This is a genomic window from Salinisphaera sp. SPP-AMP-43, assembly GCF_049568105.1.
Classification (GTDB): domain Bacteria; phylum Pseudomonadota; class Gammaproteobacteria; order Nevskiales; family Salinisphaeraceae; genus Salinisphaera.
The window spans coordinates 3,404,905-3,428,706 of record NZ_CP145335.1 but is presented as its reverse complement, the minus strand read 5'-3'; the positions used below and the strand labels follow the sequence as shown (position 1 = coordinate 3,428,706).

General features: G+C 62.7%; 20 protein-coding genes and 1 tRNA gene. 11 read left to right on the top strand and 10 right to left on the bottom strand.

From position 1 onward, the window contains the following. The first annotated feature begins 20 nt into the window (after nt 1-20). Both V5738_RS14685 and V5738_RS14680 read left to right on the top strand, forming a co-directional pair. Nucleotides 21-1,142 (top strand): glycosyltransferase, encoded by a 1,122-nt coding sequence (locus V5738_RS14685; protein ID WP_423821565.1) that lies wholly within the window; start codon nt 21-23, stop codon nt 1,140-1,142. A gap of 148 nt (nt 1,143-1,290) precedes the next feature. Continuing rightward, on the top strand, nt 1,291-1,926 hold the full coding sequence (locus V5738_RS14680) for an ABC transporter substrate-binding protein (protein WP_423821564.1): 636 nt from the start codon (nt 1,291-1,293) through the stop codon (nt 1,924-1,926). Nucleotides 1,927-2,128: 202 nt separating this feature from the next. Here V5738_RS14680 and idi read toward each other — a convergent pair whose 3' ends face one another. From idi to mvaD, 4 genes are all read right to left on the bottom strand, one after another. Beyond that, on the bottom strand, nt 2,129-2,722 hold the full coding sequence (gene idi, locus V5738_RS14675; RefSeq protein ID WP_423821563.1) for an isopentenyl-diphosphate Delta-isomerase: 594 nt from the start codon (nt 2,720-2,722) through the stop codon (nt 2,129-2,131). After that, nucleotides 2,719-5,013: a hydroxymethylglutaryl-CoA reductase, degradative gene (locus V5738_RS14670; protein ID WP_423821562.1), complete on the bottom strand. Its 2,295-nt coding sequence runs from the start codon at nt 5,011-5,013 to the stop codon at nt 2,719-2,721. Before V5738_RS14670 ends, idi begins: the two co-directional genes overlap by 4 nt. Before the next feature lie 72 nt (nt 5,014-5,085). Continuing rightward, nucleotides 5,086-6,165 (bottom strand): mevalonate kinase family protein, encoded by a 1,080-nt coding sequence (locus V5738_RS14665; RefSeq protein ID WP_423821561.1) that lies wholly within the window; start codon nt 6,163-6,165, stop codon nt 5,086-5,088. Beyond that, nucleotides 6,162-7,133 carry a diphosphomevalonate decarboxylase gene (mvaD, locus tag V5738_RS14660; RefSeq protein WP_423821560.1) on the bottom strand — a complete coding sequence of 324 codons (972 nt, stop codon included), beginning with the start codon at nt 7,131-7,133 and terminating at the stop codon, nt 6,162-6,164. Before mvaD ends, V5738_RS14665 begins: the two co-directional genes overlap by 4 nt. A 160-nt stretch (nt 7,134-7,293) precedes the next feature. Here mvaD and V5738_RS14655 point away from each other — a divergent pair, with 160 nt between their 5' ends. Further along, nucleotides 7,294-8,802 (top strand): hydroxymethylglutaryl-CoA synthase, encoded by a 1,509-nt coding sequence (locus tag V5738_RS14655; protein WP_423821559.1) that lies wholly within the window; start codon nt 7,294-7,296, stop codon nt 8,800-8,802. 76 nt (nt 8,803-8,878) lie between these two features. Here V5738_RS14655 and V5738_RS14650 read toward each other — a convergent pair whose 3' ends face one another. After that, a complete protein-coding gene (locus tag V5738_RS14650; protein WP_423821558.1) occupies nt 8,879-9,925 on the bottom strand; it encodes an NADP(H)-dependent aldo-keto reductase in 1,047 nt (348 codons plus the stop codon). A gap of 188 nt (nt 9,926-10,113) precedes the next feature. Between V5738_RS14650 and V5738_RS14645 the strand changes: the two genes are divergently transcribed. Both V5738_RS14645 and dctP read left to right on the top strand, forming a co-directional pair. Continuing rightward, nucleotides 10,114-11,316, top strand: a complete 1,203-nt coding sequence (locus tag V5738_RS14645; RefSeq protein ID WP_423821557.1) for a M24 family metallopeptidase — start codon at nt 10,114-10,116, stop codon at nt 11,314-11,316. 161 nt (nt 11,317-11,477) lie between these two features. Continuing rightward, the gene (dctP, locus tag V5738_RS14640) at nt 11,478-12,509 is read left to right on the top strand and encodes a TRAP transporter substrate-binding protein DctP (RefSeq protein ID WP_423821556.1); all 1,032 of its coding nucleotides are present in this window, start codon (nt 11,478-11,480) and stop codon (nt 12,507-12,509) included. A gap of 1,191 nt (nt 12,510-13,700) precedes the next feature. Here dctP and V5738_RS14635 read toward each other — a convergent pair. From V5738_RS14635 to thiS, 4 genes are all read right to left on the bottom strand, one after another. Further along, a complete protein-coding gene (locus tag V5738_RS14635; protein WP_423821555.1) occupies nt 13,701-14,984 on the bottom strand; it encodes a TRAP transporter large permease in 1,284 nt (427 codons plus the stop codon). Between the two features lie 30 nt (nt 14,985-15,014). Then, entirely contained in the window at nt 15,015-15,650 is a 636-nt protein-coding gene (locus V5738_RS14630; protein WP_423821554.1) for a TRAP transporter small permease, read from the bottom strand. A 480-nt stretch (nt 15,651-16,130) separates the two neighbouring features. Then, the gene (gene trmB / locus V5738_RS14625) at nt 16,131-16,814 is read right to left on the bottom strand and encodes a tRNA (guanosine(46)-N7)-methyltransferase TrmB (protein WP_423821553.1); all 684 of its coding nucleotides are present in this window, start codon (nt 16,812-16,814) and stop codon (nt 16,131-16,133) included. Nucleotides 16,815-16,880: 66 nt separating this feature from the next. After that, on the bottom strand, nt 16,881-17,879 hold the full coding sequence (gene thiS, locus V5738_RS14620; RefSeq protein ID WP_423821552.1) for a sulfur carrier protein ThiS: 999 nt from the start codon (nt 17,877-17,879) through the stop codon (nt 16,881-16,883). A 146-nt stretch (nt 17,880-18,025) separates the two neighbouring features. Here thiS and V5738_RS14615 point away from each other — a divergent pair, with 146 nt between their 5' ends. The 6 genes from V5738_RS14615 (at nt 18,026) to V5738_RS14590 (ending at nt 23,144) form a co-directional block, all read left to right on the top strand. Next, nucleotides 18,026-20,137, top strand: coding sequence for an AsmA family protein (locus V5738_RS14615; RefSeq protein WP_423821551.1), 2,112 nt, complete (start codon nt 18,026-18,028; stop codon nt 20,135-20,137). 29 nt (nt 20,138-20,166) lie between these two features. After that, nucleotides 20,167-20,733, top strand: a complete 567-nt coding sequence (locus tag V5738_RS14610) for an SRPBCC family protein (RefSeq protein WP_423821550.1) — start codon at nt 20,167-20,169, stop codon at nt 20,731-20,733. Then, the gene (gene mutY / locus V5738_RS14605; protein WP_423821549.1) at nt 20,730-21,800 is read left to right on the top strand and encodes an A/G-specific adenine glycosylase; all 1,071 of its coding nucleotides are present in this window, start codon (nt 20,730-20,732) and stop codon (nt 21,798-21,800) included. The genes V5738_RS14610 and mutY overlap by 4 nt, the downstream gene beginning before the upstream one ends. Then, the gene (locus tag V5738_RS14600) at nt 21,797-22,069 is read left to right on the top strand and encodes an oxidative damage protection protein (protein WP_423821548.1); all 273 of its coding nucleotides are present in this window, start codon (nt 21,797-21,799) and stop codon (nt 22,067-22,069) included. The genes mutY and V5738_RS14600 overlap by 4 nt, the downstream gene beginning before the upstream one ends. Nucleotides 22,070-22,133: 64 nt before the next feature. Continuing rightward, nucleotides 22,134-22,209 (top strand) — tRNA-Phe (locus tag V5738_RS14595). 89 nt (nt 22,210-22,298) lie between these two features. Next, nucleotides 22,299-23,144, top strand: a complete 846-nt coding sequence (locus V5738_RS14590; protein ID WP_423821547.1) for a sulfotransferase family 2 domain-containing protein — start codon at nt 22,299-22,301, stop codon at nt 23,142-23,144. 103 nt (nt 23,145-23,247) lie between these two features. Here the strand turns inward: V5738_RS14590 and V5738_RS14585 are convergent, their stop codons facing one another. Beyond that, the gene (locus tag V5738_RS14585) at nt 23,248-23,799 is read right to left on the bottom strand and encodes a hypothetical protein (RefSeq protein WP_423821546.1); all 552 of its coding nucleotides are present in this window, start codon (nt 23,797-23,799) and stop codon (nt 23,248-23,250) included. Nucleotides 23,800-23,802 lie beyond the last annotated feature (3 nt).

Here is a 23,802-nt window from a genome sequence, read left to right as displayed (position 1 = left end):
TTTTTGTATCCGACGATTGCATGCTCACGATTCTCGTTGTCCTAAGCTTGGTCGTCTGGCTCGGCCTATTGGCCCAGCCGTGGCTGCCATGGCGGCTGCGTGAGCGGTTCGAAGCCGATCCTGTCTTGGCTCAGTCCGCCGATTTGTCGGACGTCACCGTGTTGATCCCGGCCCGCGACGAAGCCGCCAGCCTCGATCGGACCCTGGCGGCGTTGGCCCGGCAGGGTACGGGGCTATCGGTGATCGTGATCGACGACAACTCTAGCGACGGCACTGCAGCGGTGGCGCGAGCGGCGCCGTTGCCCGGGTTAACCGTGATTCAGGGGCAGCCATTGCCTGAGGGATGGACCGGTAAGCTTTGGGCCCTGGAACAGGCGCGGGCCCAGGTGAGTACCGAGCGTGTGCTGCTCCTCGATGCCGATATCGAGATCGCTCCCGGGACCATCGCTGGGCTGCGCGCCCAGGCTAAGGCCGACAATCGGCGGATGGTGTCGTTGATGGCCCATTTGCGAATGCAGAGCTTGGCCGAGCGGCTGTTGATCCCGGCCTTCATCTATTTCTTCAAGCTGCTGTATCCGTTTGCCCTGTCCAATGCCGGCTCGCGCTGGGTGGCCGCGGCCGCTGGCGGCTGTGTATTGATCGACCGCGTAATGCTCGAACGGATCGGTGGCTTTGGAGCCTTGCGTGACGCAGTGATCGACGACTGTACGTTGGCACGCCGGGTACGTGAGGCCGGGGGATCGACCTGGGTCGGAGTGACGCATTCGGCCACGAGTCTACGCGGCTACGACGACTTTTCTGGTATTCATGCCATGGTCGCGCGCTCGGCCTACAGCCAGCTGCGCTACTCGCCGTGGCTGCTGGCCGGCTGTACGTTGGCCATGGGGCTGATGTTCTGGGTGCCGCCGTTGGCTCTGGTACTCGGTGACTGGTCAGCGCGTCTGATGGCCGTCGCGGCCTGGGTGGCGATGGCGATCAGCTATGCCCCCACGCTGGCGTATTATCGGCTGTCCCTGGGTTGGGCCCCGGTATTGCCGGCGATCGGTACCGTCTATCTCGCGATGACCTGGTCTTCGGCGCTGCGCTACTGGCAGGGGGTCCGGACCGCCTGGCGTGGCCGGGCCTATCATCGCGTCGACTAACGCGACACCGGTAGCCAGGCCAGGGCGATACATTCAGCATGCAGACAACTGGGTTGCGTTGTAATTCGGGTTGTCGGCCGCAAGCTTAGCCCCATATCAAGACCAGGGCGCCAGGCGGCGCCGCTAGGATTGAGTCAAGGAATCGAGAATGAAAGCAGTTGTGCGTTTGTTGCGAGGCGTGCTCGCCACGGTCGTTATCGGGGCCTGTATCGGCGTATGGACCGCTGCCGCTGCCGAGCCTGCCAAGAGCGTGGTCGCGAATCTCGACGATCAGCTGGTGGCCACCATGAAAAATGGCCAGGATCTGGGGTTTGCCGGGCGCTACAAAAAACTGGCACCGGTCATCGATCAGTCTTTTGATCTTGACCGCATCGCCAAGCTTGCCCTGGGCAGCCACTGGTCCAAGCTTAGCGCTGAACAGCAGCAGCAGTATCAGAGCATGTTCCGCAAGGATACGCTGGCGACCTATGCATCGCGCTTTGACAGCTATAGCGGGCAGTCTTTCAAGATCACCGACGTCAAGGATGCCCCAGGAGGCCGGCGGCAAGTGAATACGGTGATCGTCTCCAACGGCGATGAAATCCCCATCAACTATGTGCTCGATAACAGCGATGGGGACTGGAAGATCGTGAACGTGGTCGCTAAGGGCGTCAGCGATCTGGCGCTCAAGCGCGGTCAGTACACCAGTTCGATCAACGAAAAGGGCGCGGACGGCTTTATCAAGCAGTTTCAGACCCAGCTTAAGAAGTACCCGACGATTCCCAACTTGGCGGCCGAGTCGTAGACTCGATCGGCCGTCTCATTGGCCGGTCCGGCGTGGACCGGCCCTGGGTATTTTTGACCCGCCGCCAAGCCTGGTGTCCGGCCATCCGCTCGGGCCGGCACCAATACCGGCATAGCTCAGGCCCTAAATCGTTCCGGCCATAGTGGGCCTCATGCCCGGCCCGAAAGCGGTGGCAGCGTTGTCTGGGCTTAGCGCCGTCAATTCAGGCTTGGTTTGAGAGCAGCGTCTGGACCGCATCCCAGTGCTGTTCGCGAATCTGTGGCCATTCCATCTTGAGCCACGGGGTATAGCGCTCGGGCCGCTCGGCCAGTTCGGTATCCAGGGTGTCCGGTGCGATAAACGAAAAATCGGCGATCTCGTTCGGGTTTCCGGCTACATCCGCATCCGAACAGGCGACGAAGACCGAGCACATCTCGTGTTCGGCGCCTGCATCGCCGAACGGCGCGTGGTATTCGAACTTGTAGAGGAAGGTCACGTCGGCGACGACATCAATTTCTTCGCGCAGACGGCGCTGTGCTGCGTCTGCGACCGTCTCACCGCGGCGTGGGTGGCTGCATACGCTATTCGACCAGTATCCGCCCCAGAGCGGCTTGACCGCGGCGCGCTGCTGCATGAGCACGTCGCCGCGACGGTTGAATAGAAAGATCGAAAAAGCCCGATGCAGCACGCCATTGCCGATATGTGCCTCGGCTTTGGGCATATATCCGAGCACGTTGTCGTCGGAATCGACCACGATCAGGGGTTCGTCGTCGAAAGAGACCACTGCCGCGGTGCTGGCGTCGATATTCGAACTCATGAGCGGATTTCCGTGATGAACGAGTTGTAGCCGGCGGCGCGCATCGCCGAGGCAACATCCTGAATTCTATCCTGTTCGGCGACCGCGATCATGGCGCCACCGCCGCCGCCGCCGGTCAGTTTGGCGCCGAGCGCGCCATTGGTACGTGCGATCTCGACCAATTCCTCGATTTCCCAGGATGAGACTTGCAAGGCATTGAGCAAGCCATGGTCGATGTTCATCAGGTCGCCCAGTTCGGCAATATCGCCGCGGGCCAGGGCATCGACCCCGGCCAGGGCTAGGCCGTCGATCTGGTCGAAGATCGCTTCGTAGCGCGCCGGGTTCTTCTGCCAGGCCGCGCGCACGTTACCCACGGTCTGGGCGGTCAGAGTAGCCACGCCGGACAGGCCGATGACCACCGGGATCGGACGCGGGGTCGCCAGATCGCGAATTTCCGGACGAGCGGTAGGCTGTTCCTTGCGGAACAGGATCGGCTTGCCGAAGGTCGCCAGGGTGTTGTCGATACCGCTCGGGGTGCCGTGGGCGATTTTTTCGACGTCGAAGGCCAGATTCGAGATTTCGCGCTCCGATATCCGGATAGCGAAGCAGCGTGCCATGGCCCGGATCACGGCCACCGCCAGTGCCGCCGAGGCCCCCAGCCCGTTGGCCCGGGGCACCCGGGGGAAAACATCGATGCGCATGCCGCGATCGGCCACGCCCAGGCGCTCGGCGATCAGCGTGATCGATTCGTGCAGCGAACTGATCGAGCCTTCCGGCTCGGACAAGCGCATTTCCACGCCCCAACGCGGGATCAGCAGATCGATCTGCTCGGCCTGCGGCCGGACTTCGGCGCGGACGTTGAGCGGGATCGGGGCGGCGATCGCATGCCGGCCATAGACCACGGAATGCTCGCCGAGCACGATGATCTTGCCATAGCCCATGTCGCCGCTTGCTTCGCCGTGGCCGACGGGTTCCGGCTCGGGCGGTTTGGCGACGCCGCTGGCCGGCGCCTGGCTCACCCGGCCGGTGTCTTCGAGCTCGGCCAGGATTTCACGGGCACGCCAGACCTTGATGTCGCCGCCGGCGACCAGTCGGTCGACGACTTCATCGAACTGCGCATCGGTGGCCCCGGCAGCCATCGCCACGCTGCGGGCATGCAAGGTCATATGACCGCGCTGGATGCCATGCGTCGACAAGGCCTTGATGGCCGCAAAATTCTGCGCCAGACCGACCGCGCACATGATCTCGGCCAGTTCCGCAGCCGACTCGATACCCAGCACCCGATGGGCGATCTTGACCGCCTGATTGGATTCGACCTGGCCACCGACGGTGCCGACCTTGAGCGGCAACTCCAGCTCACCGACCAGGTTGCCTTCGTCGTCGGCATACCAGCGGGTCAGCGAACGATAGCGGCCGGTGCGTGCAGCATAGGCATGGGCTGCGGCCTCGATCGCGCGCCAGTCGTTGCCGGTCGCGATCGCCACGGCATCGATGCCGTTCATGATGCCCTTGTTGTGGGTGGTGGCCCGGTACGGATCCATCTCGGCGAATTCGTTGGCCAGGATGATGCCGTCGCGGACTTCCGAGCCGGAGTACTCGCCAGCTTCGAGCAGGCTCGGCGGAATCACGCAGCGTGCCCGGACCAACGATCGGTCGGTCAGGTTCGACAGGATACGTAGGAACACCTCGCCGCCGGAGATCTTTTCGATCAGCGGGGCGGCGCCTTCGCACATGGTGTTGACCAGGTTCGCGCCCATCGCATCCCGGGTGTCCACGATCAGATGGACCACCAGCATTTCGCCGTGCTCGGCGGTGGCGCCGTGGGTGATGACTTCCACATCCTGGGCGCCGCCGCCGCGGGCGACCATATTCGGATGCAGGCTGTTGGCTAGGTTCAGAATCTCTTCTTTCGCCTGCAGAATCGCCTGTTTGGCGTGGGCAGCCCGGGGAACGTTGACCACCTGGATCTGGCCGATCAGCATCGGCCGCTCGGCCGTGGAGGTGAAGCCTCCGGACCGCCGTACCAGCTTGGCTGCCGACGACACGGCCGCGATGATCGAGGGCTCCTCGACCACCATCGGGATCAGGTAGTCGCGTTCGTTGACCGAGAAATTCAGGCCCAGTCCCATCGGCAGGCCGAAGGCGCCAATCACGTTTTCGATCAGGCGATCGGCCTTGTCGGCATCGAGTAAATGCGTGCCGTCGACCAGCATGTCGTATTCGGCCTCGCTGATCACGTCGCGCTCGAGCAGGGCGCGGAGTCGATCGGCGACCGAGAACTTATAGAACTGGGGGATACGGGAATGACTCATTCGAAAAGAATCCTCGGCGCAAGTTGTCGACGATGCTGGGGCTCGAACGGCATCGTTGTGTAATGCACTAGTTTAGCCCAGCCGCCCATGGGCTGTCGCCGACCGGTCTGCGGCCGCGATGTCAGGGTGGCTCGGTTCCAGGGTGACCCCGTCGACGCCCAGTTCGAGATCGATGATATCGGCGCCGGCGCTCGCAAAGTCATCGCGTAACGCGGCCTGGTCGGTATAGTGGGTGGTGAACAACAGGCCGACGTCGCCGCCGCCGGCGCCCGAGCTTTTGAATACGGCGCCGTGGCGCGCGGCCAGAGCATGCAATTCGTGATGCCGGGGGCTGACGATGCCGGCCCCGGCGTGATGATCCAGTGCGATCAAAGCCTCGAAATACTCACGGGCCAACTGCAGAAACCGATTGGCCTGGCCGAGATGATCGGCGGCATGCTCGGCCAGAGCTGCCAGCCGGGTCATGTCGGATTGAAACCCCTGCGGCGAATGTTCGCCATAGGCATAGACGCGAGCCACCAGTTCTGTCGTGCTGGCGCCTTGGCCGGTGACGACGGCCGTGCCGTTCAAGCCGGTCGGCCAGGTCAGCGGCTCGGGGGCCTGGTCTCGGATATAACCAATGATGCCGCCATAGACCGAGGTAGCGACATCGCCGCCGCTGCCGGTGCCGCCTTGGGCAGCGCGGTGCGCCGCGATCGCCAGCCGCGCCAGTTCGGCCGGTGCCGGATGGATATCCGCCCAGGCCAGCAGGGCCCGGGTCAGCGCAGCCGCGACCGCGCCGCTGGAACCTAGGCCAAGCTTGTGGCCATCGCGGGCGAAATCGGAGGTGTCGATATGCACGTCCAGCGGCGGCAGCGGGGTATCCAGAAAGTCGGCCACGGCGGCACGCACTGCCTCGAAGACCCGCAGTCGGTCGCGGACGGTGTCGTCCAGCTCAGCCCCGGCCTGGCCATCGACGCCGAGCGCGAGGTGCTCGATATCCAGATTTGGTGCGCTGAACGACCAGTGGCCACCGGATGCCGCACGCAGGGTCACGCGCGCCCGCCGGTTTACGGCCGTGAGTATCGAAGGCGCCCCCTCGAGTACGGCATATTCGCCGATTAGAAACAGCTTGCCGGGAGCGCTGGTGGTAACGGTGGTTTCGGTGCTCATGGCAATAGGTAGGCAGCGGGGCCGAGGCCGGTTCTACGAGTATCCAGCACGCCCGGGACCGCAGCCAATGCGCGGGCCACCTCGGCGCTGTGCGAGGGCGGGCAGAGTGCCTTGACCTGCGGGCCGGCATCGATCGTGAAGTACACCGGGGTGCCGGCGTCGCGAAGATCGCGCACGGCGTGCATGGCCGCCACAGTCGCCGGATTCCAGTAGATCAGGCCGGGCCGGGTCGACAGCATCAAGCCGTGCAGTTTCAAACAGCTCATTTCCGACAGCGCGCCCAGGGTCTCGAAGTCGCGGGCCGCGATCGCCTCGCGCATACCGGCCAGATCCGACTCAGAGTGGGCGACCCAGGCGTCGTAGTAGTCCGAGCGCTGATCCAGATTGCTCATGCCGATCGAGGAATTGATCTTCTTGCTGGCGGTGTCGGTGATCGCCACTACCACGTCCAGCGGCCAGTCCTCGGGCGCCAGGATGGGCTCGGCATAGGCATCGCTGCCGTCGTCGCGCTCGCCGCGGTGCATCTCGACCAGCCCACCGAAGATCGACCGGGCCGCAGAGCCCGAGCCTTGACGTGCGAGCATCGACAGCTCGCGTCGATCGAGATCGAGCCCGGCAGCGCGGGTCGCCGCCAGGGTGAGGGCCGCGAAGCCCGAGGCCGAGGAGGCCAGCCCGGCCCCAGTCGGGAAGTTGTTATGCGAAACGATCGCGGCCCGGGTGTCGATGCCGGCGCGCTGACGGATCAGATCTAGAAACGGGGTCAGACGCGTGGTGTCGGCCGGGGCATCGTCGAGTTGCGCGCGATCGGCCGCCAGCGCCGGATCGAATACTACCCGGGTATCGGTGTACAGCGTATCGAGCGTGACCGAGATCGATCCGACGGCAGGCAGGTTGCCCGGACCTGCGCGCTTGCCCCAATACTTAATCAGCGCGATATTGCTGTGGGCGCGCGCGGTGGCTTGGGTCATGGGAGTTTCGCTCGGTCGCTTAAAAATCCGCGCGCAAGGATACGCGATCGGCGCGTCTGTGCCGAGCGAAGGCGCCCGTGCAGCATGCACCATTTGCTAGCATACGGCCTGGAAATCTCACGTGTCGCGCATTGCGGGCCGTCAACCGACGAGAATAATCATGCCGGGAATCAGTGGACTGGCGCTTTATCTGCCGCCGTATCGTGTCAATCTCGAGGATTGGTGCGCATGGAACGATCAGCCTTGGGACAAGATTCGCAAGGTGGTGGGGCGCAGCTTTCGCATGCGCGGGCCGGAGCAGAGTGTGTATACGCTCGCTGCGAACGCCGCCTGGCGCCTGATCCAGGCCTATGACCTCGATCCGAACGATATTGGCTATCTGGCGCTGGGCACAGAATCGTCCAGCGACAATTCTGCCGGGGCGGTGATCGTCAAGGGCATGCTGGATGACGCACTGGCTGCGCACGACATGCCGCTCATGTCGCGCGAATGCGAAGTGCCGGAGTACAAGCACGCCTGCCTCGGCGGCGTGTATGCGCTCAAGGGCGCGCTGCGTTTTCTGGCCACCGACGGGGCAGCCCGCAAGGCGATCGTGGTCTGTTCGGACATTGCCGAATACGAACGCGGCTCCTCGGGCGAGCCGACCCAGGGCGCCGGTGCGGTGGCTATGTTGCTCGAGGCCGAGCCCAAGCTGCTGCATATCGATCTGTCGCGCTCGGGCAGCGCCTCGGATTACCGCATGGTCGATTTCCGCAAGCCGTTCGCGCGCTTCCGGGATCAGCCTCAGCGCTCGGATGGGCAGATGCAGGATCTGCCGGTCTTCAACGGCCGCTATTCCACCAGCTGCTATGTGGATGCCACCCGGGCCGCCATGAACGCCATGCTGGCACGCCAAGGCGGCGGCCGGCGCGCCGACTATTTTCATGCCGTAGACGCGGTATTCATGCACCGGCCGTATCACCGCATGCCCTCGGCTGGCTGGGCCATGGCCTATCTGTTCGCCCTGGCCGACGGCGATCAGGACAACCGCGCCGAGCTGGCCGAATACGCCCGCGGCGCCGGTATCGACCCAGAGGCCTTGCTACAAGAAATCGCCGATATCTCGCCGGATATGCGGGCTCGGGTCGCGGCTGGCGAGTCCGGCGACGATGCCTTCCCGCTGGCCGGCAACTTGATGCGCTATCTGCGCAAGACCGAACTCTGGCAGAACCTGGTGGCCGGCAAGCTATCGCTGGGCAGCGAGATGATGCGCGACCTGGGCAATCTGTATACCGCCGCACTGCCGGCCTGGCTGGCAGCTGGTTTCGTGCAGGCCCATCAGGAAGTCTTGCAGCTCGGCGGCCAACAGTGGCTGGCGCTCGGCTACGGCAGCGGCGACGCAGCCGAAGCGTTGCCGATGCGGGTGGCCGAAGGCTGGGAGGCCGCAGCCTCGCGGATCAACTTCGCCGAAGCGCTCGGCGCGCCCGTGGATCTGGATGCCGAACAATATGCGGCCTTGCACGACGGTCATCCTGCGGATGTACAGCCGGCCCCGGCCAGTGACGAGTTTGTGGTCGATCGTATCGGCGATATCGACCGCCCGGATTTCCGCGACGTAGGGATCGAATACTATCGCTATGTGCCGGCCAGCCAGGCCCGGCAGAATGCCGCCCACGAAGCGGTCGGCTAGCTTCGAAAAACTAGCGTTGCGGCCATAAAAAGCCGGTGCACAGGCACCGGCTTTTGTTATTGCCGCCGGATGGCGATCAAGGCGCCGGGTTGGGCATATCGTTGTGCACGGCCTCGATTTCTTCAAGCACTTCGGCAGACAACGTCAATTCGAAGCTGTCGATGTTCGAGGCCAACTGGTTCATCGTCGTGGCGCCGATGATGTTCGAGGTCACGAACTCGCGGCTGGTGACATAGGCCAGGGCCATCTGGGCCGGGTCGAGCCCGTGGCGGCGTGCGATATCGACATAGGCCGCCGCGGCCTCTTCGGCACGGTCGCCGTTATAGCGCGCGAATCGTTCCCAGCGGGTCAGGCGCGCGCCTTCTGGACGCGCACCGTCGAGATATTTGCCCGACAGAACCCCGAAGGCCAACGGCGAATAAGCCAGCAGGCCGACCTGTTCGCGGATGGCGCACTCGGCCAGACCGATCTCGAAAGTGCGATTGAGCAACGAGTAGGGGTTCTGGATCGAGGCCACCCGTGGCAGCGACTCGCGCTCGGCGGCCCGTAAAAACTGCATCAGACCCCAGGGGGTCTCGTTGGACAGCCCGACGTGGCCGATCTTGCCTTCGTCGACCAGCCTCGCGAGTTCGCCCAGGGTGTCTTCGATCGGCACCGGGTTATCGTCCGGATCATGGACATAGCCGCGTTTGCCGAAGGTATTGGTTGCCCGGTCCGGCCAGTGCAGCTGGTACAGATCGATATGATCGGTTTGCAGCCGTGTCAGGCTGGCATCGATCGCGCGACGGATATGGTCCGGCGTCAGCCGCGGCGTTTCGCCGTCGCGCAGATATTCCATGTTGCTGCGCGCATGCCCGGTGACCTTGGTCGCCAGCACGATATCGCTGCGGCGGCCGCTCTTGGCTAGCCAGCTGCCGATATAGCTTTCAGTGCGGCCCTGGGTCTCGGCCCGCGGTGGCACAGGGTACATTTCAGCGGCATCGACGAAATTCACGCCGCGCGACAGGGCATAGTCGAGCTGTTCATGGGCTTCGGCTTCGCTGTTCTGTTCGCCGAAGGTCATGGTGCCAAGGCAGATCGTGCTGACATCCAATCCGGTATGGCCGAGTTTGCGATAGTTCATGCGAAAGCCGGAGATCGAAAAACGGGCGCCCAGCTTACGTCAGGCCCCCTTGCCTCGCCATAGTGGCTTTTTTGTTTGGGGTTCGTCCTAGGCGCCGCTGTTTTGGCGTGATCGCGTGGGGGTTTTACAGCCATCGACGAATTATCGTTTGATGGAGGTCTGTTCCCAGCGCCGATACGCGAGCCCCGATGGATTATCAAGCCTACCGCGATGCCCTGCAGCGTCGATTCCCCGAACCGACACTGGCGTTCGAGCCGGCCGAGTATGCAGCCCGGCTGGACGCCGTTCGTCGGGCGATGGCCGATGCGCAGGTGGATCTGTTATTGCTGAGCGATCCGGACGAGCTGTGCTATTTGACCGGGTATACGACGTTCGAGGTTTCAGTGCAGTGCGTGCTGCTGGTCTCGGCCGAGCGAACAGTGTTGTTCGTCCCAGCGATCGAGATCGGGCCGGCGGTGTATTTGAGTCGTGTCGACGAAGTCATCGGTTATCCGTGGCAGGCGCCGGAACACATGGCACGGGAACTGGCGACCCAGATCCAGCGTGCGACCGGTCAGGCCGCGCCGCAGATCGGTTTCAACCCGTGGTCTGGTGCGCTGCGCCCAGGGCTGGTCTCGGTCTTGCAGGCGAGGTTCGATGCCGCTCAGTTGATCGATACCGGTGGTCTGATCGATCGCGTGCGGCTGGTCAAATCGCCGGCAGAGATGGCGTATCTATCCGAAAGCGCAGCGATCACCGGGGCCGGGCTGGATGCAGCAGCAGCGGTGACCCAGGTCGGGGTGATCGATCACGAGATCGCGCGCGCCGGAGCCAATGCCATGCTTGGTGCCGGTAGTGAATTTATGAGCATGCAGCCGATCGTGACCACCGGCGCACGTAGCGGGATCATCCATACCAATCATGCCGGGTACTCGGTCGAGCCCGGCGAGGTAGTCTTCACCGAGTTCGGCGCCGTACGTCGACGCTATACCGCGCCCCTGATGCGCACCGCCGTGGCCGGTGCCGCGAGCGCCGAAGTGCGTGAGTTTCATGCGGTTTGTCTCGATGTGTTGGATGCGGTAATGGCTTCGGCGCGGGCCGGCGCCAGTTTTGCATCGGCCGCCCGAGCTGGAGCGGCTGCTATGGCGCCGATCGACGATCGGGCTTTTTTCTCTGGCGTCTTCGGTTATCCGGTGGGGGCGGCTTTTCCACCCTCCTGGGTGGCTGGGGACTGTTTTATCGCGACCGACAACGACGCCGAACTGGTTGAAGACATGGTGTTCCATCTGCCGATCTGCCTGCGCAAACCGGGCGAGTTCGGCATGGGCTTTAGCGAAACGGTGCGTATTACGGCGACAGGCGCTGAGCGGATTACCGAAAACAATCGGTCGTTGAACGAAATTAGTGCGTAACTACAAATGGTTGGCTGATTTCTTGCGACCTATTTCCGGGCGCAAAGCGGCGTGGCAATAGCATGGCGCGGTGTGTTCCGGGCCATTGTTCAACTTGACACACCGTAGTGCGATAGCCTCTAGTGATTCAGTAGGTTTCGACACACCTCGAAGGGGGATTGATGAACTTCAAAAGAACCATTCTTGCAGCCGTCGGGATTGCGCTGGCCGGCAGTGCCGGCTTGGCCAACGCCGAGACATGGCGCTTCGGTCTGGAAGAGACCAAGGGCAGCGTCCAATACCAATACGCCGAAGACTTCAAGAAGCTGATCGAGAAGAAGAGCGACGGCGATATCACCGTGCAGCTGCTGCCCTACGGCAAGTGGGGTTCGACCTACTCGGCGCTGTACGATGCGGTCCAGAACGGGGCTATCCAGATCGGCTTCGGTTCGGGGGCGCTGGGCGGCACGGTGCCGGAAAGCCAGCTCATGTCGTTGAACTTCGTGATGCCTTCCGATCAGCTAAAAACCGTGAAGGTGCTCAATTCCAAGGCGTTTCTGGAGAGCAAGCCGTGGCAGCAGGCGTTTCGCAAGCGCGGTTTGGTACCGCTGGCCGAACTGACCGAGGGCTATCAGGTCTGGACGGCAAACAAGGCGATTCGTACCCCCGCGGACATGAAGAACCTGCATATCCGCGTCATGGATAACAGCCTGCTGCGGGCCACCTATCGGGCCTATGGTGCTGCGCCGGTCAGCATCGCCTATGGCGAGCTGTACAGCGCCCTCCAGCAGGGCCAGGCCGAAGGCAACATCCAGCCGGTGTTTGCTCATGAGAACATGGGCTTCTACGAAGTCCAGGATTACATGATCTTCGCCGACCAGTCGCAGTTCATCGCTACGCTGATGGGCAGCCAGGACTGGTGGAAAGGTCTGTCCGACGATCAGAAGAAGATGGTCAAGAGCGTGACCGATCAGCTCGTCAAGACCGGCTACGACATTCAGACCCAGTTCAACAAAGAACGCCTGAATACGATCAAGGACAAGAGCGATATCAAGATCATTCACTTGAACGACGAGCAGCGCGACCAGTTCCGCAAGCTTGCCAAACCGGTTCGCAAGACGTTTGTCGACCAAACGGGCGAGCAGGGCAAGGCTGCGCTCAACATCTTGCTCAAGCAGTTCGGCGAACAGCCGATGGACGGCGGCAACTCCTGATCGCAGACAGGTGACGCCAGCGGTTGGGCTTCGCGCCGAACCGCGTCTGATCGGGCCGGGCCAGCGATGGCCCGGCTTTTTTATGCCTGGGGCTAGGGCGCATCTCGTGACGATGCGCCTTAGAGCGTGTCGTTATAAGAGACGCCACTGCATCCCCGGAGGCGTGCCCTGAGGCGACCATCCGGCGTTATCGTTCGCTCACGTTGCCTTGTCTTGCCACCTCGCAGGCGTAGCTGCCGCGGTATATCTCATGACGACATGCCCTAGGCTCTGTTGATAGGGCCTGGGAGTTTCGCGCCCGGTGCTGTAAGTGCGGCCAGGCAAGGCGTAGCGGCCGTGGCGTCGCCGTACTACGCGTGGCGGGGCTACACAGCGGGGTTGTGGTCGGCTCGTTAATTTAGAGGGCGACCGTCTCTTCGGGTTGGGCCACTCATCGCGCCCTGCAGGGTAGTGTGTTTGGGAAGGGCCACCTCGAGGCGGCCACTCGCGTATTCCAGGGCACGATGGGCGGCTTCTAGGCAGTGCTCGCACGACCCATCGACAGGCCCTAGTGGATGAATTCGGTTTGTCTTTCTGGGGGTTGCACCATTCAGAGCCAGGTCGAACCCACTCAGATCGAGCTATCCAGGCCAACCGCCGAATGGCCGCGCATGTCGAACCTGGTCGGGCAGGCTAATCGGGAGAGGACGGCTTGCGTTGCACCATGATCGGTAACGAAGTGCGATCCAAGAACGCGGTGCGGGCCAATGTCCGGCTGCGAGATCTGAGCGAACGGTCAATCCTGGCGCGGACTGAATCGAACCGAGGCCCAGCGTAGCGTCGCCGAGACAGCCATGTCGGCAGGCGAAGCGACTCGTCAAACCAGCGAGCGAAAATGGTGCGGCGCACTCTTGTGGTGCCGGCTCGATGGGTTCAGGCGTTGAAAACCGGATCGCCCAGACAAAGATGGAACGGGCTGCAGCCCGTCGCGGCATGCAGCCGAGCAACTGGCAGGTGCGAGATGTTGCCCTATATCCGGGCTCCGACAGCTAGAGATGGCTGGCACGGCCCTACTGAAGTGTCGGCGCCCGGTACTGATGCGCCGGTTGCCTGACGGGTTCCGACTGCCTGCTGGGCTGTGCCGTCATCGGGCTGCGCCGGGCTGCGCGGCCGGCTTCGGCGATAATGCCGAAACCGGCCTTGTGGCTGGCACTACTGGCCGCCGAGCGACGGCAGCAACAACGAGATCTGCGGAAAGAAGATCAGGATGAGCGTGCTCATCAGCAAGATGAGGATAAACGGCGGGGTGCCGCGAATGACTTCCATATACGGGCGCCGGAACACCGCGATCGCTGTGAAGATATCGCAGCCGAACGGCGGCGTGGCCGAGCCGATCGCGGCCTGCAGGGTGACGATTACCCCGACATGGACCGGATCCAGCCCGGTGGACTCAACCAGCGGCTTGAAGATCGGCACCAGAATGAGGATCACCACGATCGGGTCGACGAACATGCAGCCCACGAAAAACGCGGCAGCGATCAGCATCAACGCGAGTGACTGATTGTCGCCGATCGCATCGATGGCCGGGCCGAGGACGGCTTCCGGAACGCCAGCGGTGCCGAGCGTCTGGGAAAAAGCAGCGCCGACCGCAACCAGGATGAAGACCACAGCCGTAATCATGCCGGTCGACAAGGCCAGCCCGCCCAGATCACGAATCGAGACCTGGCGATAGATGACCATCTCCAGCAGCACGGCATAGGCCACTGCGACCGCCGAGGCCTCTACGGCGCTGAAATATCCGCCGTAGATGCCTCCGACCACGAGAATCGGAAAGCCAAGCGGCAGCAGGGTTCGGCGCAGTGCGGTCAGTCGTTCTCCCCAGGTAGCACGCGGCTCCGGCTCGATGCCGCGGATTCGTGCGCCGATATAGCAATACAGGGAAAACATCAGAAGAATGAGCAGGCCGGGCAGGATGCCGGCGAGGAAAAGATCCCCGATCGAGGTCTTCATCACCACGCCGTAGACGATGAAGCCGATGCTGGGCGGAATCAGCAGGGCGATATCCGAGGCGTTGATAATCAGCGCGAGCGCGAAGCGATCGGAATAGCCTTTGGCTAACAGCCTGGGGCGCATCGGGCCGCCCATGGCAACGACGGTTGCCTGGGTCGAGCCGGAGACCGCGCCGAACAAGGCGCAAGAGGCGGCCGTGGTAATCGGCAGGCCGCCGCGCATGTGTCGGGTGAAACTATCGACCAGATCCAGCAGGCGATTGGCGGTATGGCCCTTGGTCAGAATGTCGGCAGCAAAGATGAACATCGGCACGGCCGCCAGAACCCAGCTGCCTACCCCGGTGATCATCCAGCTGACCATCTGGTCCGGGCCGAAGAACGTCATGCCGGTGAACATCATGAACAACGTGCCTGCGGCCAGCGGCACCATCATCGGAAACCCGAGCAAGAGGAAGGCCAGCATGATTAGGCCAAGCCATAGGGTCATGAGCAGGTCTCCTGGTCGAAACGCATGGGGTTAGGCACCTCGGGAATGGGATGCGGGATCGTCGTTGGCGGTCGCTGCTTCATCGGGCACGTCGGCGTATTCTTCTCTTTCGTTGAAAGAGCGCCAGATCTCCGGGCTGCTGAGGTTCCGGGCGATCGTGAGCAGATATTGCACACCAGCCAGGGTAAAGCCGATCGGCAAGGCGAGATTGACGGTCCACATTGGGATGTGCAGTGAGGAGCTCGTACGGCCGCGCTCGCGCAGGACCAGATCGTATTGCGCGGATTTGTAGGCGAAATAGAACATCAGCGCGCCGGTGCCGGCACAGATGATGATCAGCAAGGTCTTGCGGGCACGCCCGTGGAGCTGATCATAGAGGGCCGACATGCTGATATGGCGGGCGCAGCGCGCCGCATAGCCCACGCCGACGAACGTGATCACCACGATCAGCATTTCCGTGACCTCGTAAGTGCCTGGAATGCCGTGGTCGAACAAGAGGTTGCCAACAACATGGGCACTCATCAGAGCGGCCATGACCAATACGCTGCCGGCTACGATCACCCGCTCGATCCAACCGAGGGCCTGATCGATTGCGTTCAGAGCGCGCAGCACCATGCCGGGCGAGCTCGTCCGAGCCGAGTGGTGCTTCTGTGTCTTTGTCGCCATGAATGATCCTGCGATTGAACGACGTAAACCATCACCCCGTTGTCGATGGTTCGTATCAAGGATGCTGAGTTCTGGCTATCGAACGCGCGGCATTTGAAATCATTGCTTTGGCTGCCGCTGCGTTCCCCCTTATCTTGGAACCTACAATTTTTTCCGCGGCTTAGCCAGCTACCTTGGACCTATTGCTGATGTTGGCCCAAGGCATCGTAAGTCCATTAGGCAACTTCAATGCCATAACCAGTGAATAGGTTTCGGCTATCGGCCAGCAAGCAACGGTGGTCGCCCTCGGCAATCGCAATCGATGCCGCACCGACGATATCGGGTGATGCCGCGATCGTTGCGGCTTCGAGTTTGGGCGGCTCGGCGGTCGATGCAGAGGGCGATAGCGTCACAGCAGGGCCGTAGATTTCAAGTTCGTCTTGGTCGCCGTCGCGGCTGATTACAGGCCACGGCGTCGATGCGACCACCAAGAAATCGGGCTCAGCCGCGGTTGCGATAAGCCATGTCGTGAACCACGTGGCCTTTGTTCATGCCCCGATTTTCGAAGCGGGTATCGCGACGCGGCGGTTCGCTGACAAAGCCATCGCGATCCCCGATATTGTCGAACGCCGGGTGGGCATCGAGTGTCTCGCGCATATGCTCGGCGTAGTTGACCCAGTCAGTGGCCAGGCGCCAGATGCCGCCTGGTTTCAATACGCGGGCAATTTCATCGGCGAAGGCCGGCTGTACGATACGGCGCTTGTGGTGGCGCTTTTTCGGCCAGGGATCGGGGAAATACAGCAGCACCTCGTCGAGTGAGTCGGTGGCGAAGGCCGAGCCCAGTATATCGACGGCATCGTCGCAGAATACGCGCGCGTTGGTGGCACCGGCGTCCTCCAGCGCGCCGAGCAGGCGGCCGACCCCCGAGCGATAGACTTCGACGCCAATGAAGTCGTGTTCAGGGTGTCGGGTGACCAGATCAGCCAGCACTTCGCCGGCGCCAAAGCCGATTTCCAGAGTTCGTGGGGCTTCGCGGCCGAATTCACTGGCCCAGTCGAGCGGCTGCTCGGGAAGGCTCAGGCCATAATGCGGCCAGAGCCGGGCCAGATTCTTTTCCTGACCGGGCGTGAGTCGGCCTTCGCGTTTGACGAAACTGCGAATACGGCGATGGGTCGGCTGATCCACGGGCCGCGCTCCTGGGGTGGCTGAAAAAAAAACGAACGGCCGCCGTTCGTGAACGGCGGCCTGTGATCAGAAAGGCAGGTTGGTCATCGGCGAGGACGCCGAGGCATAGCGACGGCGCGGCATGCGCCCGGCCAGATACGCCTGGCGGCCGGCGATCACGGCATGGCGCATGGCCTGGGCCATGAGGACCGGCTTCTGGGCACTGGCAATGGCCGTGTTGAGCAATACGCCGTCGCAGCCGATCTCCATGGCGATCGCAGCGTCCGAGGCAGTGCCGACCCCGGCATCGACCAGCACCGGCACGTTGGCATGTTCGATGATCTCGGTGACGTTATAGCGATTCTGAATGCCGAGCCCGGAGCCGATCGGCCCGGCCAGCGGCATGATCGCGCAGCAGCCGATATCCTCGAGCCGCCGGGCCACGATCGGGTCGTCGCTGGTATAGACCATGACATCGAAACCGTCGGCGATCAGTTCGCGGGCCGCAACCAGCGTTTCGGACACGTCCGGATACAGCGTTTTCTCGTCACCGATGACTTCGAGCTTGACCAGGTTATGCCCGCCCAGCAGCTCGCGGGCCATGCGACAGGTGCGCACGGCGTCCTTGGCGGTGTAGCAGCCGGCGGTATTGGGCAGCAGGGTATATTTTTCCGGCGGCACCACATCGAGCAGGTTATGCGCCTTGGCGGCCTCGGGGTCGGTTAGGGCCGGCGTACGCCGAATCGCGAGCGTGACGATTTCGGCGCCGGAAGCGGTGATGGCGGCGTCGGTTTGCTCGAGATCGGCGTATTTGCCGGTCCCTACGAGCAGGCGCGAATTGAACGACCGGCCGGCGACCGTGAACGTGTCGGCTTCGGCGGTGGCCTGGCCGCCGCCGATGGCATGTACGATTTCCAGCCGGTCGCCTGCGCCGAGCATGGTATCGGCATGCTGTGGGTTCGGCACGATTTCGCCGTTATGCTCGACCGCGATGCGTTGCTCGCCATAACCCAGGGTTTCGAGCAGCTGGGCGAGCGTGACGGACTCGGCGCATTCGGTTGATTGGCCGTTGACTTCGATCTGCATGGCGATGGTGATTCGTTGGAAATAAAGGCGGTAACGCCCGGAGACTCGGTAGAATAACGCGCTTGGGCGAGTGCTGCGACATGGCGACGGCCTGGCTTGGGCGGCTAGAGTGTGCGGTCGCGATCCACCAGGAGCGGGCGAAACAGATGAGATTCTGGGGCAAAATCCTGATCGGCGGCGGCGCCGTGATCACGTTACTGGTCGTGATCGCGCTCGGGATCGTACGTCTGAGCATCGATCCAGAAGCCTATCGGGCTGAGATCGTATCGGCAGTGTCGCGGGCGGTGGGCCGACCGGTGACGATCGGCGGGCCGATCCATATGGCCGCCTTTCCCTGGCTGAGCGTACGTTTCAACGATGTGGAGATCGCCAATGCTCAGGGCTTTGGTGATCGCCCGATGGCGCATATCGACCAGGCCGATATCAGCCTGCGCGTGTGGCCACTGTTCACCGGCCGACTCGGCTTGGGGACGCTCACATTCGACGGCTTGAATCTGCATCTGATTCGCAAGGCCGCTGGCCAGACCAACTGGCAGGGTATCGTTCATCATCTGTCCGGACAGAGCTGGGGCGGCCGCCCGGCGGGGGCACCGGTACGCCGGAGCCCGGATCCCTCGCGGATGCTGCCGGTGTCGTCGCTGCGTATCAGCGCGGTCGATATCCAGAGCGCGCGCATTCGCTACGACGACGCTGTGACCGATCGAGTCTATCGGCTATCGAACGCCGACCTGCAGACCGGGCGGATCAGTAACGGCCATCCGTTTCGGCTCGAGACCAGCGGTGATCTGAGTTGGTCCGGCTCGCATTTGAGTGCCGCGATCCATGTGGTGTCGCTGATCGAGCCGAATGTATCGGATCATTTTTATCGATTCTCGGGGCTGGGTGTGAACGTACTGGCACGCGGTGCCGCCGTACCTGGAGGCTTGCAGGAGGCCAATCTCGGTGCCTCGGGCGATATCGACCTGGAAGCCGGTCGGTTCGAACTAGAAAACGTGACTCTGCAAAGCGCGGGGCTGACCCTGACCGGCAAGATCGATGGGACCGGTCTGAACGACCAGCTGAGCTACAATGGCCGGATTACTGTCAATGAATTCAGCCCGCGCTCGATAATGCAGCAGCTCGAGTTGGCGCCGCCCCAGACCGAAGCCGGCTCGGCACTGACCGATGCCAGCTTCGATGCCCAGTTCAATGGCACCGCCGATGCCGTGCACTTCAAGCAGATCAAGGCACGGTTGGATGCGAGCACACTGGTCGGCACGGTGGATATCCACGGCTTCGAGGCACGCCGCTACGGATTCAATCTGAATCTGGACACCCTCGATATCGACGATTACCTGCCGCCCGGCAGTGCGGCCCAAGCGCAGACCAGCCAGCCGGCCGAAACCGGGGGCGGTGCCGCCCAGAAGGCCGCCGAGTTCGATTTGGCCTTACTGCGCAATCTGCGAATGCAAGGTCGGTTGACGATCGGTTCGCTCACGGCTGCCAAGCTTCGGATCAGCGATGCCATCGCGGATCTGTCGGTGGCCGATGACGTGTTGCATGTATCGCCGCTCAAGGCTGATCTCTATGGCGGAACAGTCAGCCTGGAAGGAGCGGTCGATGCCGGTGCCGAACGGCCGGAATACCGGGTCGATGGCTGGCTGCATCAAGTCGGGATTCTGCCGTTACTGCACGACGTCGTCGACAGTGACCGGGTCCAAGGCACGGGTTCGATGGAACTCGACCTGCGCGCCCAAGGCAAACAGGTCGCCCAACTCAAACGCTCGCTGTCCGGAAAGCTGAGCTTTGAATTGACCAACGGTCGTCTCAACGGGATCGATTTGGCCGGCATGCTACTGGCTGCGAAGGCCCAGTCAGGCAATGACCAGAGCAACACGCATAACCAGAGCGACGGCACCGGCTTCCGTCGCTTCGGCGGACGCTTCGAGATCGCCGATGGTATTGCCACCGGGCGCGATCTGAGGCTGCTGACGCCACGTTTTTCAGGCCATGGGCAGGGCCGCTATGGCCTACCGCACAACCGGTTGGACTATACATTGACGGTGGTGGTGCCCCAGCAGTCCGACGCGGCGCTGGCGCCGCTGGTTGGATGGCAGTGGCCAGTCCATCTACAGGGTTCGTTGTTGGCTCCGGATTACCACGTCGATATGCAGGCGGCTGGGCCGGCCGAAGAGCCGCCACCGCGGGCAAATCGCGATAGTGCGCCAGTGTCGAACGAAGCCGCCGATCATCGGGCTGCAGGCGCCGGCGACGCTTGAGACCGGGGTACAGACGTTGGGCGGCACGCGTGCTGCTGGCCGCCTGGGCCGCGGTTGCGCTCGCATCATCGACCGAGGCGGCCACGGTGGAAGATCTGAGCGTGACCCACCCAGACCCGGCCTATCGGGTCGTGGCCCACCTGCGGCTCCAGGCCACTCGCGATGCCGCATTTGCAGCCGCCACCGAATTCGAACGAATCGCGGCGCGCTCACCGATGATCGAATCCAGTCGGCGGTTGTCGGATCACGAGCTCGCCTCGCGCATGCGGCTATGCGTGATGTGGTACTGCAAGACGGTGCGCCAGGTCATGCGCTATCGTCGGCGGCCGCCGGGGCGGCTGGATATGCAAGTCGTGCCCGGCCAGGGCGATCTGAAAGCCGGTGCAGCGCACTGGGAGTTTGCTGCCGCCGGGCCGGAACATACCACCGTGGTGTTCGAGGCCCGGATGGTCCCCGATTTCTGGGTGCCCCCCATGATCGGTTCATGGGCGCTGTCTCAGGCGTTGCACAAGCAGATCGAAGCCACTGCCAAGGCCATCGAAGACATCGCGGCTGAATCCCGGGTCGCGCCCCGCAACACGAGTGATATGCCATGACCGAAGTTGTGTCCGACCGGGCGCCAGCCACGATTGCCGAGGCGCTGTTGGATTGGTTCGATCGACACGGACGCCACGATCTGCCCTGGCAGCACCCGCGCACGCCCTATCGGGTCTGGGTCGCCGAGATCATGCTGCAGCAGACCCAGGTCACGACCGTCATCGACTACTTCAATGCGTTCATGACGCGCTTCCCGGACGTCGAGGCGTTGGCTCGGGCCGAGTCGGACGAGGTGATGCGCTATTGGGCTGGGCTCGGCTACTACGCCCGAGCGCGCAACCTGCACGCGGCCGCCCAGCGAATCGTGTCCGATCACGAGGGCGCTTTCCCGGATGATGTCGATACGCTCATGGCGCTGCCCGGCATCGGTCGCTCCACGGCCGGGGCGGTGGTCGCCCAGGCCTACGGCGTCTGGGCGCCGATTCTGGATGGCAACGCCAAGCGCGTGATCGCGCGTCTGGCCGGGATCACGGCCACGCCGGGCAGCACGGCTTACGACAAACCGCTCTGGCGGCTGGCCGAGCGTTATACCCCGGAGCAGCGGGTGACGGATTACACCCAGGCGATCATGGATCTGGGCGCGACCTTGTGTACGCGTCGGCGACCGGATTGCAGCCGATGCCCGCTGGCCGAACGCTGTGTGGCATTCGCCAACGGGATGCAGGCCGATATTCCGGCGCCACGCCGCCGGCGCCGTCGGACGCGTCGCGAGACGACCATGCTGGTGATCGCTGATGAAACCGGCCGGGTACTATTGGAAAAACGCCCGCCCAGTGGGATCTGGGGCGGGCTATGGAGCTTGCCGGAAGTGCCCGACGGTATGGAGCCGATCGACGTCTGCCGGCAGCGTTTCGGCATCGACGTCGAGAACGGCCGAACGCTGGGCACCATCGAGCACGGTTTTACGCATTTTCTGCTCACCATTCATGCACGACAAATGCAGTATCGCGGTGCAGTCCGTATCATGGATGGCGATTTCTCTTGGTTCGAACACGCCCAGCGGCCAGGCCTACCGGCGCCGGTGGCGCGTCTTCTGGATTCATCGCAATTCGAGTTGGATTTATGACCCGTACAGTGCAATGCGTAAAACTTGGTCGTCAGGCACAGGGCCTGCCGCAGCCGCCGCTCCCGGGCGAGCTGGGCCAGCGCATCTATGAAAACGTCTCGATGGAAGCCTGGCAGCAGTGGATGCAGGAACAGACGCGTTTGATCAACGAATACGGCTTACATCTGGCCGACCCCAAGGCGCGCGAGTTCCTGACCGAGCAGACCGAGGAATATTTTTTCGGCAGCGGACAGACTGCCGAGACGCACTATGTGCCGCCCAAGCAGTAAATAACGGTTGACCTAAAGCCTGCGTATCGGTTTAATACGCCTCTCGCCGCAATGGCGAGTGGATGGCCGGATAGCTCAGTTGGTAGAGCATGCGACTGAAAATCGCAGTGTCGGCAGTTCGATTCTGTCTCCGGCCACCATTTTTTTACCTGCCTTACGGTAATCTTTCGTTTTCTTAACGCGCTTGTCGTTATGGTGCCGAACCTTAACTTGGTTCGACCCACCTGCGATGATTGCGCTGATCCATATCAAGAAAACGGCAGGCAAGACGCTCAAGCACATCATGCGCTGCGAATTTGGGCTGTCGCATTGCGATGTGAAGCGTTGGCATGCAAAGGCCGATTGCTTCAATGCAGCCGATTTGCGGCGCCTGCAGCGCGTCAACCCGTGGGTCCGCTCCATTGCGGGCCATAGCGTGCGTAGTTTCAGTGATCTGGATCAGGCAAGCCCGGATTTGCGCTTCTATACCTTCCTGCGCGACCCGATCAAACGCTGTATTTCCGAATACCAATATTCGGTTGCGCAGGGGCGCTGGCCGGAAGGCTCGTTCGATCGCTGGATCGAGGACCCGCACTATCGCGATGTGCAGTGTGACAGTCTGGTGGGCTGCGCCGATGCCGATGCGGCGATCGATCAGATCGAGCGACGCATCGCCTTTGTCGGGGTGACCGAGCGCTTCGATGAATCGATGGCGCTGATGCAATCTTATCTAGAGCTGCCGCATTTCCGACCGCTACAAAAGCGGGTGAACGCAGCGCGCGATAATCGTATCCGGGATGCACTGTTGGCCGATCCGGCAGCCATGGCAAAGATTCACGAGGCCAACCGCGCAGATACGCGGGTGTTCGATTATGTGCTGAGCGAGGTGTATCCACGTCAGCAGCAACGTGCGACGCGGGTGCAGATCGGGGCCTCCGGCAAGGCTTCGGCCGGGGTGGCAGCGCGTCAGTACAACGCTCGTTTCTGGATTAATGGCCTGCATCGGTTTCTGGTGTATAAACCGGTGTTGAGCGTCTATCGCGCCTTCGAGGGGCCGAAAACGACGACTCGCAAGCCGTCGCAGCAGCGTCTTTGAGCGACCGAGCCCGACGGATGCATTGCCCAGGTCAGGGCTAGCACGGCGCCTTGCCGTGCTGGCGCGATGCATATCCGTGCCAAGGCCACGCAAGCACGCCCGGCTAGTCTCGATCGCAGTCGCGATTGGCCAATAGACGCTGGCCGAGGGCCGGTGCGTCGTCGACGCCGAGCAGCACATCGAATCGGATGTTCGTGCCGACGTAGAGCATCGGCGCCCTGGAGGCACGGATCACGAATACGAAGCGCTCGTCGGGGCGCTGATACCAGCCAACGCGAAAGCCGGGCAGGGCGATGCCATTGCGCCATTTCAGGCTTGGCATGGCGGGATCGTCCGCGCCCGAGATGCGCTGTACCCGCATGACGCTGTCTAGCGGTACCCGTTCGTGGAATTCGCCGCCTTTGAGATGCATGGTGCCGCCCCGCAACGTGACTTCATTACGGGTTGCGGCATACAGCGCGAGCACTACCAGCGCGATCTGGGTCGCCAGCATGAAGCCGATCAGCAACGCCAGCAGTAATACCGTCAGCCAGCCGGGTATTGCCCCGGCCAGTGCAATCACGAGGCCGATCAGGGCGATCGGGGCGACCGTCAGTGCGCCGACGCCCGCTGCGAAGGCGCGCCAAGGGACGGTTTTGATCGGAAACACATGCATAGG

Bases quoted from the DNA above. Each gene is read 5' to 3' on its own strand.
- V5738_RS14685 (WP_423821565.1), top strand. From the start codon at position 21: ATGCTCACGATTCTCGTTGTCCTAAGCTTGGTCGTCTGGCTCGGCCTA.
- V5738_RS14680 (WP_423821564.1), top strand. From the start codon at position 1,291: ATGAAAGCAGTTGTGCGTTTGTTGCGAGGCGTGCTCGCCACGGTCGTT.
- idi (WP_423821563.1), bottom strand. From the start codon at position 2,722: ATGAGTTCGAATATCGACGCCAGCACCGCGGCAGTGGTCTCTTTCGAC.
- V5738_RS14670 (WP_423821562.1), bottom strand. From the start codon at position 5,013: ATGAGTCATTCCCGTATCCCCCAGTTCTATAAGTTCTCGGTCGCCGAT.
- V5738_RS14665 (WP_423821561.1), bottom strand. From the start codon at position 6,165: ATGAGCACCGAAACCACCGTTACCACCAGCGCTCCCGGCAAGCTGTTT.
- mvaD (WP_423821560.1), bottom strand. From the start codon at position 7,133: ATGACCCAAGCCACCGCGCGCGCCCACAGCAATATCGCGCTGATTAAG.
- V5738_RS14655 (WP_423821559.1), top strand. From the start codon at position 7,294: ATGCCGGGAATCAGTGGACTGGCGCTTTATCTGCCGCCGTATCGTGTC.
- V5738_RS14650 (WP_423821558.1), bottom strand. From the start codon at position 9,925: ATGAACTATCGCAAACTCGGCCATACCGGATTGGATGTCAGCACGATC.
- V5738_RS14645 (WP_423821557.1), top strand. From the start codon at position 10,114: ATGGATTATCAAGCCTACCGCGATGCCCTGCAGCGTCGATTCCCCGAA.
- dctP (WP_423821556.1), top strand. From the start codon at position 11,478: ATGAACTTCAAAAGAACCATTCTTGCAGCCGTCGGGATTGCGCTGGCC.
- V5738_RS14635 (WP_423821555.1), bottom strand. From the start codon at position 14,984: ATGACCCTATGGCTTGGCCTAATCATGCTGGCCTTCCTCTTGCTCGGG.
- V5738_RS14630 (WP_423821554.1), bottom strand. From the start codon at position 15,650: ATGGCGACAAAGACACAGAAGCACCACTCGGCTCGGACGAGCTCGCCC.
- thiS (WP_423821552.1), bottom strand. From the start codon at position 17,879: ATGCAGATCGAAGTCAACGGCCAATCAACCGAATGCGCCGAGTCCGTC.
- V5738_RS14615 (WP_423821551.1), top strand. From the start codon at position 18,026: ATGAGATTCTGGGGCAAAATCCTGATCGGCGGCGGCGCCGTGATCACG.
- mutY (WP_423821549.1), top strand. From the start codon at position 20,730: ATGACCGAAGTTGTGTCCGACCGGGCGCCAGCCACGATTGCCGAGGCG.
- V5738_RS14600 (WP_423821548.1), top strand. From the start codon at position 21,797: ATGACCCGTACAGTGCAATGCGTAAAACTTGGTCGTCAGGCACAGGGC.
- V5738_RS14590 (WP_423821547.1), top strand. From the start codon at position 22,299: ATGATTGCGCTGATCCATATCAAGAAAACGGCAGGCAAGACGCTCAAG.
- V5738_RS14585 (WP_423821546.1), bottom strand. From the start codon at position 23,799: ATGCATGTGTTTCCGATCAAAACCGTCCCTTGGCGCGCCTTCGCAGCG.